General features: G+C 38.9%; 14 protein-coding genes and 1 other annotated feature. Of the genes, 1 reads left to right on the forward strand and 13 read right to left on the reverse strand.

Translation table 11 applies throughout. The features are described 5' to 3' along the window. Window positions 1-21 precede the first annotated feature (21 nt). On the reverse strand, window positions 22-639 hold the full coding sequence (locus NST21_RS17700) for a TetR/AcrR family transcriptional regulator (RefSeq protein WP_340890467.1): 618 nt from the start codon (window positions 637-639) through the stop codon (window positions 22-24). Window positions 640-964: 325 nt separating this feature from the next. Between NST21_RS17700 and NST21_RS17705 the strand changes: the two genes are divergently transcribed. Beyond that, window positions 965-1,411 carry a DUF5392 family protein gene (locus NST21_RS17705; protein WP_340890468.1) on the forward strand — a complete coding sequence of 149 codons (447 nt, stop codon included), beginning with the start codon at window positions 965-967 and terminating at the stop codon, window positions 1,409-1,411. 298 nt (window positions 1,412-1,709) lie between these two features. On the opposite strand, the gene NST21_RS17710 is transcribed toward NST21_RS17705, so the two are convergent. The 12 genes from NST21_RS17710 to proB all read right to left on the reverse strand — a co-directional run bounded on the left by NST21_RS17710 (window position 1,710) and on the right by proB (window position 17,540). Further along, window positions 1,710-2,741: an aromatic ring-hydroxylating oxygenase subunit alpha gene (locus tag NST21_RS17710; protein ID WP_340890470.1), complete on the reverse strand. Its 1,032-nt coding sequence runs from the start codon at window positions 2,739-2,741 to the stop codon at window positions 1,710-1,712. Between the two features lie 72 nt (window positions 2,742-2,813). After that, a complete protein-coding gene (locus tag NST21_RS17715; protein WP_340890472.1) occupies window positions 2,814-4,256 on the reverse strand; it encodes an aldehyde dehydrogenase family protein in 1,443 nt (480 codons plus the stop codon). 143 nt (window positions 4,257-4,399) lie between these two features. Then, window positions 4,400-5,827, reverse strand: coding sequence for an amino acid permease (locus NST21_RS17720; protein WP_340890473.1), 1,428 nt, complete (start codon window positions 5,825-5,827; stop codon window positions 4,400-4,402). A gap of 96 nt (window positions 5,828-5,923) precedes the next feature. After that, window positions 5,924-7,099 carry a Glu/Leu/Phe/Val family dehydrogenase gene (locus NST21_RS17725; protein WP_201223826.1) on the reverse strand — a complete coding sequence of 392 codons (1,176 nt, stop codon included), beginning with the start codon at window positions 7,097-7,099 and terminating at the stop codon, window positions 5,924-5,926. 81 nt (window positions 7,100-7,180) lie between these two features. Then, window positions 7,181-8,845 carry a thiamine pyrophosphate-dependent enzyme gene (locus tag NST21_RS17730; RefSeq protein ID WP_340890475.1) on the reverse strand — a complete coding sequence of 555 codons (1,665 nt, stop codon included), beginning with the start codon at window positions 8,843-8,845 and terminating at the stop codon, window positions 7,181-7,183. A gap of 79 nt (window positions 8,846-8,924) precedes the next feature. Further along, window positions 8,925-10,421: a sodium:solute symporter family protein gene (locus NST21_RS17735; RefSeq protein ID WP_340890476.1), complete on the reverse strand. Its 1,497-nt coding sequence runs from the start codon at window positions 10,419-10,421 to the stop codon at window positions 8,925-8,927. Continuing rightward, complete coding sequence (locus tag NST21_RS17740) at window positions 10,421-10,612, reverse strand: DUF3311 domain-containing protein (RefSeq protein ID WP_340890478.1); 192 nt, start codon at window positions 10,610-10,612, stop codon at window positions 10,421-10,423. The genes NST21_RS17735 and NST21_RS17740 overlap by 1 nt, the downstream gene beginning before the upstream one ends. An 88-nt stretch (window positions 10,613-10,700) precedes the next feature. Continuing rightward, window positions 10,701-11,675 carry a hydroxyacid dehydrogenase gene (locus NST21_RS17745; protein WP_340890480.1) on the reverse strand — a complete coding sequence of 325 codons (975 nt, stop codon included), beginning with the start codon at window positions 11,673-11,675 and terminating at the stop codon, window positions 10,701-10,703. A 185-nt stretch (window positions 11,676-11,860) separates the two neighbouring features. Further along, window positions 11,861-13,792, reverse strand: a complete 1,932-nt coding sequence (locus NST21_RS17750) for a sigma 54-interacting transcriptional regulator (protein WP_340890482.1) — start codon at window positions 13,790-13,792, stop codon at window positions 11,861-11,863. A gap of 846 nt (window positions 13,793-14,638) precedes the next feature. Continuing rightward, window positions 14,639-15,085: a general stress protein gene (locus NST21_RS17755; protein WP_340890484.1), complete on the reverse strand. Its 447-nt coding sequence runs from the start codon at window positions 15,083-15,085 to the stop codon at window positions 14,639-14,641. Window positions 15,086-15,163: 78 nt separating this feature from the next. After that, window positions 15,164-16,411: a glutamate-5-semialdehyde dehydrogenase gene (locus NST21_RS17760; protein WP_340890485.1), complete on the reverse strand. Its 1,248-nt coding sequence runs from the start codon at window positions 16,409-16,411 to the stop codon at window positions 15,164-15,166. A gap of 40 nt (window positions 16,412-16,451) precedes the next feature. Next, window positions 16,452-17,540 carry a glutamate 5-kinase gene (gene proB, locus NST21_RS17765; RefSeq protein ID WP_201185579.1) on the reverse strand — a complete coding sequence of 363 codons (1,089 nt, stop codon included), beginning with the start codon at window positions 17,538-17,540 and terminating at the stop codon, window positions 16,452-16,454. 57 nt (window positions 17,541-17,597) lie between these two features. Further along, window positions 17,598-17,813, reverse strand: a binding site (T-box leader). Window positions 17,814-17,840 lie beyond the last annotated feature (27 nt).

Raw genomic sequence — 17,840 nt, forward strand, 5'->3', positions numbered from 1 at the left:
CCCCTAAGAACGATTGACCAATTAGTTCATTTGGTCATTTTTTTGTAAATAATAAGGACTATCAGGAGTGACAGCCAATCCGTTAAACAAATATAACTGAAATAGTTCTGCTATTTCTTCTTTTTCAAGTGGTTTATGATTTCTTTCCCAATCGAATATAAGTGCTAAATAAATCTTCAACATGATAAAAGCTGTTATTTCAGGATTACATGGAGAAATATCTTTCTTTTCGATAGCTATTTTAATTTTCCAGTTAATATAGGAAATGATTTCTATTTCTAATTCATTTAACATTTGTAAAACTGCTGGCGTTCCCATTTCTTTTTCTTCCTGAAATAGCTTCAGTGATAATTGATGCTCCTTTCTGAATTCTAAGATTCGATATAGTGCACTATGCAGGTTTTCATAAAAGGTTAAGTTTGGTTTAATTGACTGCTCAGCCTCATATTTCATTTCTTCAATCATTCGTAACACAATCTCTTTAAACAATTGCTCTTTATTGGCATAAAAAGTATAGATGGTCCCCTTGCCGACATTTGCTATTTTCGCTACTTGTTCCATAGTTGTTGCTTTATAACCAAAGAGTGAAAAAGACTTTGTCGCAGCTTCTAATATTAACTTTTTCCTGTCAATTGACATATATCACCCCGAACTGACCGTTTGAACAAATCGGTCATTAAGTTATTTTATGATATTAACAAATTTTTTTTATAATAGCAAGGCTTCTTTTTTTAAGTTTAGGAACATCATATCTTTCTATCATCTCTTTTTGCTTTATTACCCATATTGATTACTTACTATTAAAGTATAATAAATGACAAATAAGTATCTAAGCGATAAGATATAGACAATTAGGTTCCTTTTCCTGATTTCTTAAATAGGTTGGTGTAAAGATAAAGACCATGAAATGAAACAAAAGGTAACCAATACAAATATGCATAGTATGCATATTAAGGAGGACACCATGATTATTAAGATAAATAATATACCGCGTTTCATGCAGGCCGAAATCAAAAAACTTCAATCAAAACTGTCTCCATTATTGAAGAAAAATATGAAATACGGTTTTTTTTCAACCGTGATGATAGGGTTTTCCATCATAAATCTATTTTTTCTTTTATTTAAAAATGACTCATATCCAATCTCTAAAATTGCCCTTGCAATATATGCATTAGTGGGTGCTATAGGATTTGCCCTTTTAAAGGAAAACAAACACAACCAAAAAGAAATAGTGAAAATGAGCCAAAAATATATGCTGGAGAGAATGAAAGAAAGCAACTATTTAACCGATGCCAGGAAAAGTAATTACTATAAAAAGGTAAATGAGCAGCCGCTATCTGCAATGAATGTCTTTTTGGAGTTTCTCGCAGAAGAGGAACAAAGGAAGAACCAACCCTTCCAAAATGAATAAATATTAAATGGAAGTTCGCAAATTTTTATAACTTTATCGGTCGTTGAAATAAGTCAACAAACGATTAGTGCTTTTTAAAAATATAAGGTTAAAAAAACAACTCAACCAGTATGCTCCGGTAGACTACCGATTCATACTGGTTGTTTGCTTAGGCTTTTAAACTGTCTACTTAACGAGGTAAGACCACTTTTCGATAGATCTATTCCAAAAAAGGTTGAATAAAATTTCTTGGCATTCACAAATTCTTTGTATTCTCATTTCTTTTTAATGCTGTGTATTTATATTGGCAGCAAAGTAATTAGTCATGGAGGGCCTTATCAATTAGTTCATGAAAATAGACTGCTGCATGTTCTGTTGGAGAAAAGATACCATTTGTAAACGCCTGGGAATTTAATCCTTTTTGCAATTTTTCCACCAATTCAAAATCTTCCTGCCGTACTTGATCAACAAATTTAAAATAGTCTTCTTTTTCTATTGTTGTTTTTTCATTGAGGGAGTAATCACGATAAATACCTAGCGACGTCTCTGCATCAACAGGAATTACTTGAATGGTATTCACATTCCCGTCTCCTGGATAAACGTTAATCATCATATTGGGCCAAATCCAATAAAAACGTGCTTGGTCACCTTCAGCATTCTTACTTGCTGACATATATTGATAGGTAAATTTGTCGTGTGTCGTTGTGCAAAAGTTCGATATATCAAAAGATTTTGCAAAGCCAGGATGAGCAATGGAACAATGATCACATTCAAGGTAGTTGTCAACAACAGCTTTCCAATTAGCTTTAACTACTCGACGAGTTTCCCTAACTAGTTTTAGAGAATCAAAGAAGGGATACTCTTTCATTTCTACTAAAAATTCCTGATATGCTTCTGCCAGAGAAGGAGCATTTTTGTCTAGATTGACAAAAATCATTGCATTCTGAACTTCTAAGCGAATGGATTTCATACAGCTGTGTACTCCCAGTTCATTCGTTTTAAAATTAGGAGCTCTATTAACATTTCCATCTAATTTAAATGTCCATCCATGGTATCCACATTGTAAAACTTTTTTATTTCCTTTATCAGATTGTTCTACTTTCATTCCGCGATGCGGACAAATATTGTAGAAAGCACGCAGTTCACCATCAGTACCGTGAGAAACGATAATAGGCTCCCCGGCGACATCTAATGTCAAGAAATCGCCTACTTTTTCGACTTGGCTGGCATGCCCCACTAATATCCAATTTTTCCTAAAAATCTTTTTTCTTTCTTCATTAAATACCTCTGGATCGACATACCGTGAATAAGGTAGTGTTGGGCTAAACTGTACATTTTCTTTCGTACTCATATTGAAAATCCCTCCTGATAATTATCTAATTTTAAAGTTCAAAAAACCGCTTAGTACATATTTAATTTCTAGTTATACCCGATCCATATATACTGTCTTGATTTCTGTATAAAATTCAACAGCACTCTTCCCTTGTTCACGGCTGCCTGCACTTGAATTTTTACATCCGCCAAATGGCATTTGCGGTTCGGTTCCTGCTGTTTCCGAATTGACATGGACAAGACCCACTTCGACATCTTCAATAAACCGTTGAGCCGCCGTTAAATTATTCGTGCAAATTGCAGCGCTCAATCCATACTCTGTATCATTCGCCATCTTAACTGCTTCCTCATAATTTCCGGCCTTAAAAAGTGCGATGACTGGTCCAAAGATTTCTTCACGTGCAATGCGCGCATGTTGAGGAACATTTTCAAAGATAGCCGGTTGGACATAAAAACCATTCGTCAATTCCTCTTCAGTCGGAATCTCTCCTCCACACAAAAGCGTTGCTTCTGATTTCCCGGCATCAATCATTTCAAGCACGCCATCGCGTTGTGATCTAGATACAGCGGGACCGATATATGTTTCTTCGTTAAGCGGGTCGCCCACTTTTAATTCTTTCGTACGCGCGACAAGACGTTCTCGGAATGCTTCGTAAATTCCTTCTTCGACAATCACCCTGCTAGTGGCTGTGCATTTTTGCCCTGTGGATTTAAAAGCTCCGCCTACAGCGATCTCCACTGCTTTTTCAAGATCAGCATCTGCGAGAACGACGAGCGGGTTTTTCCCTCCCATTTCGACTTGCACTTTCTTCCCATGTTCAATGGCTTGTTTTTGAATTTGCTGACCTACTTGATTCGAACCTGTAAAAGATATAGCCTTCACATCCGGATGTTCCACTAATTCAGCACCAATGACAGAACCCCTTCCGAATACACAATTAATGACACCAGCCGGAAGACCCGCTTCATCTAATGCTTTTATCACATGATAGACCGACTTAGGTGTAAGATCAGCCGGTTTAATCACGACTGTATTTCCATAAATAAGGGCCGGCGCCAATTTCCACACAGGGATAGCAATTGGAAAGTTCCATGGTGTAATCAACCCCACCGGACCGAGCGGAGTACGAGTAGTGTACAAAAATGTATTGGCATTCGCTGAAGGAATTACTTCTCCAAGTGGCTGCCGAGCTTCAGCAGCATAATATTCAAGTATGCTAGCAGCACGATTGGCTTCTCCCATCCCTTCCAAGAATGTTTTCCCTTCTTCCTTTATCAAATCCTGACCTACTTCCTGCACATTCTTTTTCAAAATATCAGCTGCTTTCTGCAAATATGAAGCCCGTTGCTGAAACGAAAGTTTTTTCCAAGCAGGAAATGAATTTTTTGCGGCTGCCACTGCATCATGTAAATCAGCCGCAGCACTGGATGGAAATTCCCCTAAATTTTCTCCATTATGGGGACTAAGATTTTCCCTATACTCCCCTGTAGTTGGTTCTTTCCATTTTCCATTAATATAATTTAAGTAACGCATATGATTTCCTCCCGTATTCTATTTTTCTAATTCTAGATGATAGATTTGCTTATTACTGGAAACTTCTAAAATAGATTCTTCCACCATTCGTGTATACTCGAATGGTTGCACGTTTTCATTTGTCGGCATATTAAGAATAATTTCTATTGAACGAAATCATTAGGCTGTTCATTTGTAAAGGTGGGCACATCTACCTTCCTTCTCGTATACCTAAAATAGTAAAATATATAGCAAGCAGCGACGAAACCTAATCCCCAATACAACGAAGTGCGCTGTGTCGAATCATAAGCGGTGAACACGAAAATACCTAGACACATAAGGATGCAGAGAATCGGGGCAAACGGGAAGAAAGGTACTCTATACTTCAGATCTTCAACCTTTCCTCCTTCTCTGATATACTGCTTACGGAATCTGTACTGTGCGAACGCAATCGCCATCCAAGTAAGTACACCTCCAACCCCGCTTATAGAAAGTAACACAACAAATAGCGTTTCTTCTGCTACTACACTTGTAAGTAACGACAGCAAGGCAAAGACCAAGGTGACGAGTAAGGCATTAATAGGTACACCGCGCCGATTTAGCTTTCCAAATGAAGGATGCGCCATTCCGTTTTGAGAAAGGGAGAAAAGGATCCTTGTACAAGCAAACAGACCCGTGTTCCCTACAGAGAGGACCGCCGTCAAAATTACGAAATTCATAATGTCAGCGGCATAAGGAATACCTACCATTTCAAACACGGTAACAAATGGGCTTTCCAGTACCCCAACTTCTTGCCACGGAACGATAGCCGACAAGATAAAGATTGCTAGAACATAGAAAAGCAGCACACGTATTACGATGTTTCGAATCGCTCTCGGAATACTTTGTTGGGGGTTTTCCGTCTCTCCTGCTGCAACCCCCATGATTTCTGATCCCTGAAATGCGTATACGACCGTCATCATCGATATAAACACACCCGTGAATCCTGTAGGAAATAGTCCATCACCCATAAAATTAGAAAAAAACGGAGCAGGTTGTGCATCCATACGAATCAATCCAAACATCGCTGCCGCACCGATAATTATGAACAGAATAACAGCAAGTACTTTAATCCCTGAGAACCAATACTCAGTCTCAGCAAAACTTCTCGTTGTTAAGGCATTTATAGTGAACAAAAGTACGGTAAATATCATGCACCATACCCATACTGGTATATCAGGAAACCATCTAGTCATAAGCAAACCAGCCGCTACAAATTCTAAGCCTACGTAAAGAGCCCAACTCAGCCAGTAAATCCATCCAATGACAAATCCAGTAGCGGGTCCAATAAATTTCGTTGCATGGACCTGAAAGGAACCGGACACCGGCATCACTACCGATAATTCACCGAGACAAATCATCGCCAAGTACATTAATAAACCACCGAACAAATAGGCAACAATCGCTCCTGCGGGTCCGGCTTCACCGATCGCATAACCTGATCCCAGGAAAAGACCTGTTCCAATAACCCCACCTAAGGAGAGCATAAATAAATGTCTGCTCTTCATCGAACGCTGTAATTCTTTTGGCTGATTTTCATGTCCTGTTTGCATTAATTCCCCCCCGTTTCTAATCGATAAACTGCTCTATACACTTTTATGATTAACACAAGATAACGAGAGTTCCCATTATTCTGAAATTAAACCACATTATTGTGCAGGTAACGCTTCGGAGGGTTCTGCATATTCTAACAAGTCGCTGATTGTCGGTTTAAATATTTCATAAGCTACTTCTCTTTGATATTTATTTTGGTTTTTTGCTTCTGTAAACAACTGATACGTATTTTTCCTACAAAGTTTTTCAATATCATCAACTACAGCCTGCGGATTTGGTTTAACTAGTCCGAAAATAACCACTTCATAAAATCTTATCGCCCCCAGGTTGGCCACGAAATCATTGACAACATCAATTCCTCTTTGTTTTATGATTTCGTCTCCCTCAGAAGAAAGGGGAATGTTTGCCGCTTCCACAATTAAGCTTGCTTTTACACTTTTAGCATTGGATTTGTGGATGACATCCTCTAGTGCGCACGGAATTAAAATATCGCAATCTATATCGAGCCATTCCGTGTTTGACCTTACATTATAATGCGGTTCAAAAAAGTCTTTATCCATTTCTCCGTACAAATTCTTATGATCAATAAGCTTTTGGACATCTAATCCTTCTTCACACGTTACTAAAAGGGTTGCATCAGAAATTCCAACAACTTTATAACCTAACTGGGACATTTTCAATGCGCAGCTTGCTCCTACACAGCCGAATCCTTGAATGACAACTCTCGCTCCATCTTTTCCGCTTTTAAATTTCCAGGCCTCATCTGCCGAAAATGCTACACCATAGCCTGTTACGACATCGTTTAAATACAACCCGTCAATTTTTGTTTTCAACAATTCATCAAAGTCCTTTATCCCTTGTAGAACATTCGGATTCTGCTTCATTGATTTCGTAAGAGGGATATCAATACCAAATTCATTAAATATTTTGAGCACATCTTCATATTTGGTACCTAAATCACTGCCTAAAGATACCCCGATGTCTATATAAGGCATCATCGCAATTAGAAATCTTCTTAATACTGCATACGCGTCTGGCGCTTTATAGTCATAGGCAATGCCCGCTTTACATCCGCCAGTCGTCTCAGATTCACCGGCTACATACTTATAAGCCATCGCCTCAGCTAACCTTTGGACCTCTTCTTTTGTGACCGTTGGATGCATTCTTGTACCGCCGCCTGCGTAGCCTTTGACAAAGTTATGCACGACCAGCCAACCTTTTGCATCTGTTTCCGTATCATTCCATTCCACAACTAAATATGGTTTGAACATCTGTGAAACCTCCCCAAAATCTTTTATTATTCCTACTAACTTCTAATGCAAAAACAATGCCACAGCATATATGCCCCGCAACTATTTGTTGGACAATAGCTTTTGGTGCACTTCCTTCTTGTCTTGGCCAACAGATAGAATCTTTGGATTGACTGCAACTTCAATTACAGCCGGAAGCCCTGAAGCAATCGCCCTTTGCAGTGCTGGCGCAAAATCACTATTTTTTTCAACCTTTTCACCATGCGCTCCAAATAAGCGGGCCAATTCGGCAAAATTAGGATTGGACAAGTCAGTTCCAACGACCCGATTTGGAAAATGCCTTTCTTGATGTACACGGATTGTTCCGTAAATATTGTTGTTCACAACAATTGATATGATCGGAATTTTATATCGTACAGCCGTTTCAATCTCTTGGAGAGTCATCATAAAGCCGCCATCTCCTGAAAAAGAAACAACATGTTTGTGAGGCTGTGCTAGCTTTGCCCCAATTGCCGCAGGCAGTCCATATCCCATGGCTCCCGACGTTGGCCCCACGTATGTGTTTTCATGTTCAAAACGATAATATCTGGATAGCCATCCAAAAAAGTTGCCGGCATCATTTGTAATAATGGTATCCTTCGGAAGACAGACAGCAATGTCATGCATTAATCCGTCCATATCCACGAAATCTTCTGTGTAGTCGGCCTTTGGTTCAGAAAAATCCATAAATTTACCGTGCAATTCTTTCACATTATCTTCGCTTGAAATAGAAGAATCTGATCCTGACGCTTGCACCGCTTGTTCTAAGAAACTCTTGGCATCTGCTTCAATGGCAAGAGAAGGAGCATACACTTTACCAAAAACATCGGGACAAATATCTACATGGATCAGTTTTGTATTTTTAGAAAGCAAGGTGTAATCTTGTGTTCCTACTTGAGAGAATCGCGTCCCTAACGCCAAAACTACATCTGCATCTCGAATTGCATCAAGTAAATATTGAGGTGTCCCAAACCCAAGCCATCCTGCATAGCAAGGGTGTGAGTTCGGAAACGCGTCGAATCGACGGAATGCTGTAATAACAGGAAGTTTCATCGCCTCGACAAACTGTACAAGCAACCTGTTAGACTTAGCATGAATCACACCGCCACCGGCAATCAATACGGGGCGCTCCGCGTTTCGTATCGCCTCTATCGCCTGCTTCACATCTTCCATATGTGGTTGAGGAGGAAGCGAGCGATAAGTAGGATAGATGTTCAACTCTGCCTCATCTTCTAACATGTCATGCGGCAAAGCCACTAATACAGGGCCCGGACGTCCCGATCGCGCCATATGAAACGCCCGTTGCAATAATTCTGGGATTCTTTCCACACGATCAATCTCTACCGTCCATTTACATAAATGACTGAAAAAACCCGTCAAATTTACTTCCTGAAATGCTTCCTTTTCTTTAAAAGGGCGTTCAACTTGGCCAATAAGCGCAACCATTGGGGTTGAATCTTGAGCAGCAGTATGAATACCGATAGCTAAGTTTGTAGCACCCACTCCACGCGTTGCCATACAAACTCCTACCTCACCTGATGCCTTCGCATACCCTTCCGCCATAAAAGAGGCACCTCCTTCATGCCTGGCGGAAATAAGTTCTATTTCAGGATGTTGATATAGTGCATCCATTACACTAAGATAACTTTCACCTGGTACACAAAAAGCTTTTTTTACCCCTTCTTTAGCCATTACTTCTACGACTGCCCTACCTCCACTGACTTTCATAAATAAGCCTCCCGCTTTCAAGAACGTGTTTTTGTTCTAGTAATTTATGTTTATATTAATCTTGAACCCATCCTTACTATCATTTAACGAATTTTTCCATGCCGGAAACTTGTTTATTATCTTCTTCCATCTCAATTGAAGTTTTTCTTGTAACAGCACTTACTCCCAAAGTTACTGCAATGTTGATAATTAATACAGCTAACCCCACATCAAGATCCTGTATCACTTGCGGTAGAGATGGAAATAATGTAGCAAGTGTCGTACCTGAAGTAGTCGAGTATATGACAATTAGAATTCCAACGATCATTCCGGCAAAAGCTCCTTGAACGGTAACAGGATTCTTTTTCCACAGACTGAAAAATAGTGCTGGGAACAACTGTGCCATGAAGCTATATGCCATAAGATACAATGTAAAAATCGACTCCCCGCCATTGAACGTAAAGTATAGAGTCACTATAGAAATGACAGGTACTAACATCCTACTCAATCTCCGAAGCTGGTCATCTGATGTATTCGGTTTCCACACCTTATATACATTTTTTGAAAGTATTGTGGCTGTAGCCGTCAACACGAGTGAACTAGGTATAAGGGCGGCCATCGCTCCTGATGCTCCAATCACTCCAACAAACCAGGGATCAAATGACATCTTTGCCATTTTAAATAAAGCCAAGTCTGCTTCTGCTCCCTGTAAATTCGGAACTTGGAGAATCGCAGAAAAACCAATAAATAGTGAAAAAATGATGATTACTTGATAAATTGGCATAATCCCAGCATTCCAACGAAGGGATTTTGGACTTTTTGCAGAGAAAACTCCCGCTAACATATGAGGAAACATATAGAATGCAAGTGCTGTCATTATCGTAGCGGAAATAAACCAAGAGATACTCAAACCTTGTTCTGGAAATATCAATAGACCTTGTTTGGCTGTATCGATTGCTTCAAACATTGGCTGCAAGCCACCGTAATAATGAAGGGGAAAATAAATCCCCATAAAGACGACAACCGCCAAAATCATGATATCTTTAATTACCGCGGTCCACGCTACTCCATGCATCCCTGAAGCAGTTACATAAATTGTGATCGCAATTACACTTACAACTATGGCCACATTAGGAGAGATGGACCCATAGGAGGCTTCCGATACGATAATTCCTAACCCTTTTAACTGCATGATCAGATAAGGAATAATTGAAATAACGCTAATTACTGCCACAAGCACACCTAAAGCCGGACTATTGTACTTTTTGTCATAAAAATCAGATTGAGATATGACATTGTTTTTTTTGGCATATTTCCAAATTGGAGGCAACAGCCAATAGGCGATTACGAAATAGAAGCAATTGAAAGCGTATAAGGCAGGAGGCATACCAGATCTATAAGCGCCGCCGCTTGCCCCCAAAAACGTATATGTCGTAAACATTTCACCGGCAATCAAAAAGAAGAGCAAAAAGCTGCCGAAACCTCGTCCACCTATAGCCCATTGTTCCAAACTCATATTTTTACCTTTTCGTGCTTGAAGCCCTAACCAAATACACAGAACTAGAAAGAAAAGGATAACAAGAAGGGCTGCATTCATTACTCTTCTTCCTCCTTGGTTGCAGGATCAAGTTTATTAGCAATTATCAAAAACACTGATGTGAGACAAACCCATAATATGGCCCAAAAAAGAACAAATGGCATTCCTAAAACATAAGGTTCAATTCGATTGATAACAACAAGCGAACCAAGTGCTGGTACCACACTTATCACATAGATTATTTTCTTCATTTGTTCACCATCCTTATCAACAAATGCCCAACTCGACCTTTTAATATCTTATTATTCTAAAAATAATCAGATAATAAATCATGTATTATTATATTGACAATCCTTTTGTTAAGGGTTCATTTACAGCCCAATTCGGTTTCACACCAGTAAGAACTTGATCCACTTGCATTGCTGCATGTACAGCCATGCGTATCGAACCTTCCTTCGTCAATGCCGCATTATGAGGACTGACAATCACATTATCCAATTTAAAAAGAGGATTCCATTTATCAGGAGGCTCAACTTCAAATACGTCTATTCCAGCGCCGGCAATTTCGCCCGCTTGCAAAGCATTTACTAAATCACTTTCCTTCACTACGCCTCCTCTGGAAGCGTTTACAAAATAGGATGAAGATTTCATCCAGGAAAACTCACGGCTTCCTATTATACCTTTTGTTGTGTTCGTTAACGGCAGATGCAGACTGATAACATCAGAGTTTCTGAATACCCATTCTAAATCTGTTGCTATCTCTAACTCCGAGTTCGTGCTAGCTGTAACATATGGGTCGTAACCAATTACTTTCATATCGAAGCCTTTAGAAGCCTTTTTTGCCAGAATTCTACCGATTCTCCCTAGTCCAATAATCCCCAAAGTCTTGCCTTCCAAGTCCATGCCAAAAAGTTGATTACGGATAGCAAAATTCCCATTGCGTAGCTCTTTATCCGCCAAGCTTAAGTTTTTGGACAAAGATAAAATTAATGCCATTACATGTTCAGCTACAGCATTCGCATTTGCCTCTGGCGTATTTGTTACATAAATGCCACGCTCAGTAGCGGCTTCGATATCAATATTGTCCAAGCCCACTCCATACTTAGCAATTACTTTGAGATTTTCAGCTGCTTGAATAACTTCTTTATTTATAACAGCCGTTGATCTCGTTAATACTGCATCACAATCCTTGATTTCTTCCATAAGAATTTCTTGCGCCAGATCAGACCCTACTTTAATCTTATAGCCTTTCTCTACTAAATAACTTTTCCCCTCTTTCTCAATATCTTGAGGAATATACACTAAATGACTCATATGCCCACACCCTTTCATGTTAATCTGGAAGGAAGTATCTTTCCTACTCTATTGTATATATACAATAATCGTGCCAACATAAAAAACATCAGTTTATCCAAGAAAGAAGCCAATTAGTTCTCTAATTAAGAAATAAATAAAGTTAACAAATTGTTTCAAATTGAATTAAATAGTTTCATTTCGTTTCAATTTGTTTCAATATTCAAATTCTTCAACTTTCTCCAAAAAGTTGTGCGACTCATCCCTAACTCAGAGGCAGCTTTTCCTTTATTATAGTTAACCTTTTTTAACGTTTGAACAATTCTTTCACGCTCGGATAAATGTATCCCTGGTGACATATCCCTTTCTTCCTCTTGATTCGACAGTATTTTCTTTTTACTCTTATTCGGAAAGTACATTTCGATATCGTACACATCAATTAACTTGTCTTTATAAAGAACGCTTAATCGCTCACAAAAATTTTGCAATTGACGAATATTCCCTTCCCAATTCCCTTCACTCAGCTTTTTCTTTGCAGCATCTGTAATCTTAATTTGTTTTTGATCCGAAAGACCTTTCTGAATAAAAGCATTCACCAATAACGGAATATCTTCTCTTCGTTCCCGAAGTGGAGGCAATACAAGGTCCAGTACACTCAAGCGATAATACAGATCCTCCCGAAAGTCATTACTTTTGACCATTTGCATGAGGTCTTTGTTCGTTGCCGACAAAATTCTCACATCAACCGGAATTACTTTATCATCACCGATGCGCATGATTTCCCGCTCTTGCAGGACACGAAGCAGCCGGCTCTGCATTTTTGGAGAGATTTCTCCTATTTCATCTAAAAAGATCGTACCTCTATGAGCCAGTTCAAAAAATCCTTGCTTTCCGCCTTTCATAGCCCCTGTGAAAGCTCCTTCTGCATACCCAAATAGCTCACTTTCCAATAAATTTTCGGGAAGCGCAGCGCAATTAATGGCTACAAACGGGTTATTTTTCCGGTTGCTATGATTATGTATGCTTTGGGCGAATATTTCCTTGCCCGTTCCGGTTTCTCCAATTATAAGAATATTTGAATCTACTTCACTATAACGTTGAGCTGTTTCAATCGTCCTCTTAATTTCGGAACTCTGATACAATATATCATCAAATGTGTACTTAGCCACATGTCCGCGTAAATGAATCTTCCTAAAGAACTTCCCTTCCATCTCCTGAATGCGTGTAACATCTTGAAAGGCGACCATATCTCCTACTTTTTTACCTTTTAAAAATATCCCAACTTTTTTTACCGATAATTGAATAGATTGGTAAGCAACAATATCTTTTTCGTATTCATCGTCACTTAACAGCATATTACGAAATTTTCCCTGTTTTATTATATCGTATATAGAATTTCCAATTAAGCTCCCCTTGGAAATGGATAATATCTCCTGAGCGGCAGTATTAAATACAGATATTTGTCCTTTTAAATCTACAGCAATAACTCCTTCATAGGCATAATTAAGAATCGTTTGGTAACGCTTGGTCTTCTCCTGTTCCCTTCTACTGACTAGAGCTACTCTTTTCGCCTCAATCAACGCCTGCCGAAATGATTCCTTTCCAGTGTCAACTAGAATGGCTCCCAATCCTATCTCTTCAGCATATTTACAGGTACTTAAACCACTTAGCACCACCTCACAGCCGTCACTGGCAGCTAAATCTACTAAACTGGCTGAGGACTCGATATCATTTAATATATAGGACTGAATTGGCAAATCAACGATATCCGAAAGGTTTTCCACTCCATAAATCATATTTAGCGCTCCTATAACGGCCACTTTTTTACTGCCAAAACGTGCCTTGCAATCATATAGACAACGAATGAGATCAATACCTTGTACAGGTATATCAACGATAGGAATAAATTCATTGCTTTCTTTTAAAAGTTTCGTGATTAATCCCCTTGAGATGACAACATCAGCATCAAGCTTCAACTTCACAATCTGATCAGCATCCACAACTACCTCCTCTAACACAAACTTCACTAAACCATTATCTTTATTTTCCAACTCTTCCAACTGGTTGAATTCCTCAAATCTTTCAAACGCATCCGTAATATACCCTTTTCGAGGAACAACGAGTTTAATTTTTATCAACACACACACCTCCAGCGTAAAATCATTTTGGTTTATTGAATATTATAACTCAGCAACCTCTTATTAAAGCTCTAGTCAAACCAGGACTTGATATTATCGAGATAGCTAAGAATACCAAGCAAAAATTTTTGTTCAAAACCGCAAAAGAATTAATTTAGAAATTAGATATTTCATTTTTAAAAATCACTTTTGAAAAATAAAAAACCCTGTTATCGTGGGTTTTTTCAATACACAGCCTTTTCACTTTTAATTCTAAACCCTAGTATTAAGATTGGTTTTGATTATCATCAAATATGTTATTCACCTTCTTAAAGGGGGATCGGTGTCACCTTCAAAGCATCTCATTAAAACTTTTTAAAGTCTCTTTACTTACATTACGCCACTAACCTTTTTCTTTGTCCCCTGCTTTTCATCACTAGAATACGCTTTTAACATTAACTTCTTATAAGCGTAAAATCATTATGAGTAAAATTTCCACCTTAATTTCTTAAAGTTTTCATTATTTGGTGATTCAATGAAATCAAAAACTGAACTAAAAATGGGTGATCCCCCTTCTCTTCATATAACCAATTACCTGGTAAGGACATTTCATTTAATACCTTTTTTATTTTCCGAAATTTTCATTCCTTTCACACTAATAGGACAATATTCCTTATATTCTTCATACAAATGTGGAATTCCTTTTGATTTTATAGTTACTGACAATAAAATTAAACACAATAACCCCGTTCAAGAAATCCTGAACGGGGTTATTCAATAAACACTACCTGTTTCATATTGAGCATTTGAGACCAGGGAACTCAGTTGTCCATCATCGTAGATCTGTTCAATTCAAGGAGGTTTTACTTACGACTTACTTAAAATAGGATCTGCTATGACGAGAATTTTCCCAACCTTGATTTCCTCCACATACTGATCGATTTCTGCTTCATCTAGACCAATATCCAATAATGGCTTCTTCAATCCTCCGGCACCTGATGCTGCCCCAGCTGCCGCTCCTCCAAATGTGGTGATAATAGGGCCTGCAGCTAATATCGGGCCGATTCCAGGTACAGCCAATGCACTCATCCCAATAACTAAACCAGTTAAACCAAGAGCCCCACCTGCTGCTGCACCGGCTACGAATCCATCAGTCTTTGTAGGACTCACTTCCTCGGCTTCATTTGGTAATTTATCAATATTTTTAGCGACTACTGATATTTGATCGGATGAATATCCTTTTTTCTTTAAATTTTCAACTGCTAAGGTTGCTTCATTTTCATTATCATATATTGCTATAAATCTATTGTCCATGGTATCTTCTCCTTTAAAAGTAATGTACTATACAATACCCTTTAGTGAGTTTTGATAACCATCTATTAAAAAATGGAATTACTCCCGGATTTGTCCCTCGCCATAAATAAAATATTTGCTTGAAGTTAATGCCGGCAAGCCCATTGGTCCACGCGCATGAAGCTTTTGTGTAGAAATGCCTATTTCAGCGCCATAACCGAATTCAAATCCGTCAGTAAAACGTGTGGAAGCATTATGATAAACTGCTGCTGCATCTACTTTATTCAAGAAGACCGCCGCATTTTGTTCATCTTTAGTCAGGATTGCTTCGGAATGATTTGTTCCATATCGATTAATATGTTCAATAGCATCTGATACACTACTGACGGTTTTCACGCTGATTTTCAATGCTAAATACTCTGTTGACCAATCTTCTTCCGTGGCAGTTTTCGCTTCAGGAAAAGCGTTACAAACCGCTTCATCACCGTATATTTCAATGCCCTTTTCGTTCAGGACTCCCAAAAGACTCTTCCCATTCTCTTCGAACCATTTTTCATGAATAAGCAGGCTTTCAATTGCGTTACAAACGGAAGGACGCTGTGTTTTACCGTTTAAGACAATATTCTCTACCATGGTTAAATCTGCCGTCTCATCGATGAAGATATGACAATTACCTGCCCCCGTTTCAAGGACGGGGACGGTGGACTCCCTAATTACTGTTTCAATTAAATTCTTTCCACCGCGCGGAATCAAAACATCTAAATAATCTTTAAGGTGAAAAAGTTCCTTAGCTGTTTCACGACTTGTATCTTCAATTAATTGAACAGCATCTACAGGAATTTTCGTATTCTTCAATGCTTTGTGAATAGAAGAGACAAGCGCCATATTGGAATACTTTGCTGAAGAGCTTCCCCGTAATATGACCGCATTCCCTGTTTTTAAAGATAATGTAGCTGCATCAATAGTCACATTCGGTCTTGCTTCATAGATCATTCCAATAACACCGATTGGGACACGTAATTTTTTAATTAATAAACCGTTTTCTTTTTCTATCATTTCCAATTTTTCACCTATTGGATCTTTTAATTCAATCAATAGCCGTATCGCCGCGGCAATGTCATCAATACGTTTAGGGTTTAACATAATTCGGTCTAACGTAGACTCACTAAAACCTTTTAGCCGGCCTTGTTCGAGATCCTTTTGGTTTTCTATTAACAAACTTTCTCTATCAATAACTAGTTGCATGGCGATTTTCTCAAGCGCCTCATTTTTCTGTTCGGTAGACAGTCCGATTAGCTGATAACTTGCTATTTTCGCTGCCTTTCCTTTCGCAATCACTTCACTCATTTTATAAGCCCCCTTTACCTTCGATAAAATTGATATACCACTATGCCTTCACCCATTTATCACGATGGATTACTTCAATGGAAGTTAGTACAAGCTCCGTCGTTCGTTTGCCCATCGCCTGTTTTAACTCCGCTTCGGAATATAGAACCTCTCCACGTCCTAATAATCCATTTGCCCCGAAGACCTCGACGACATCTCCCTTATTGAAAACTCCTTTAATATCATAAATCCCAGCCGGTAATAGACTGCTGCCATTTGAAACTAGTGCCTTTTCTGCACCTGCATCGACATAGATTTTCCCAGATACTTTTGAATGAAGGGAAATCCACTGTTTGTTTTTTGTAACAGTTGTTAAGACATCATTGCCAATATACGTGCCATCACCATTTCCTGAAAGTATTGTAAGAAGTTTTTCACTGCCCTCTCCTGAACCGATAAATACTTTGACTCCAAGAGACAGTGCTGTTTGCGCTGCAATCAGCTTGGATTTCATTCCTCCCGTACCAACACTTGAACCCGCTCCTTCAGCCATTTGTAATAACTCTTCGGTAACTTCGGAAAGCTTATCAAATCTGTTAGCCTCTGGATTTGTTTGGGGATTGGAATCATAGAGCCCATTAATATCAGTTAAAATAATCAGGTTGTTGGCATGGACAAGCCCGCTTACAAGAGCAGATAGCATATCATTATCACCGAAAGTCAACTCTTCTACCGATACGGTGTCGTTTTCATTTATTATCGGGAGAATGCCCCGCTCAAGCAATTCCATTAATGTGGCATAGGCATTTTTATACCGATCTTTTTTTGAGAAATCTTTTCTTGTAAGTAAAATTTGTGCTGGAACAATTCCAAAGTGCCCCAATTGTTCCATATAAGACTGGATCAACAGGCTTTGCCCGACGGCTGCAGCTGCCTGTTTTCCTTTTAGAGTAACAGGTCTTGAAGGGTATCCGAGCTTGCGAAAACCGGTTGCTACAGCCCCTGATGAAACAAGAACAACTTCATGTCCAGCCTTTCTTAATGCTGCCACTGCCTGGATATGATCGGAAAATTTCTTTTGGTCGATTTCACCTTGTGTGTTGGTTAAAGAACTACTTCCTATCTTTACAACGATGCGCTTCTTTTCCATCGATTTTTTCCTCCAATTAATATCTTAGACATGAAAAAAAGCCCTTTTCGTCCTCGAAACAAGGACGAAAAGGGCTTCTCTCCGTGGTACCACCTTCATTGAATGCAAATTTATGCATCCCACTTTGCCTGATAACGCCAGGATTTGCGCCTATGTTTCGCATAGGACTCAAGAAGCAGGTTCTGCGCTTTTCTGTCGCGGGTCTTCCAGCAATTAACACCGCTCTCTGTCACAGTAAATTTTCGCATACTAATCTTCCTTCAACGTTCATGGTTTTAATATAGTATGCAAAATTATCTT

It is taken from the genome of Peribacillus sp. FSL K6-1552 (assembly GCF_038005205.1).
In the GTDB taxonomy this organism is placed as follows: domain Bacteria; phylum Bacillota; class Bacilli; order Bacillales; family DSM-1321; genus Peribacillus; species Peribacillus butanolivorans.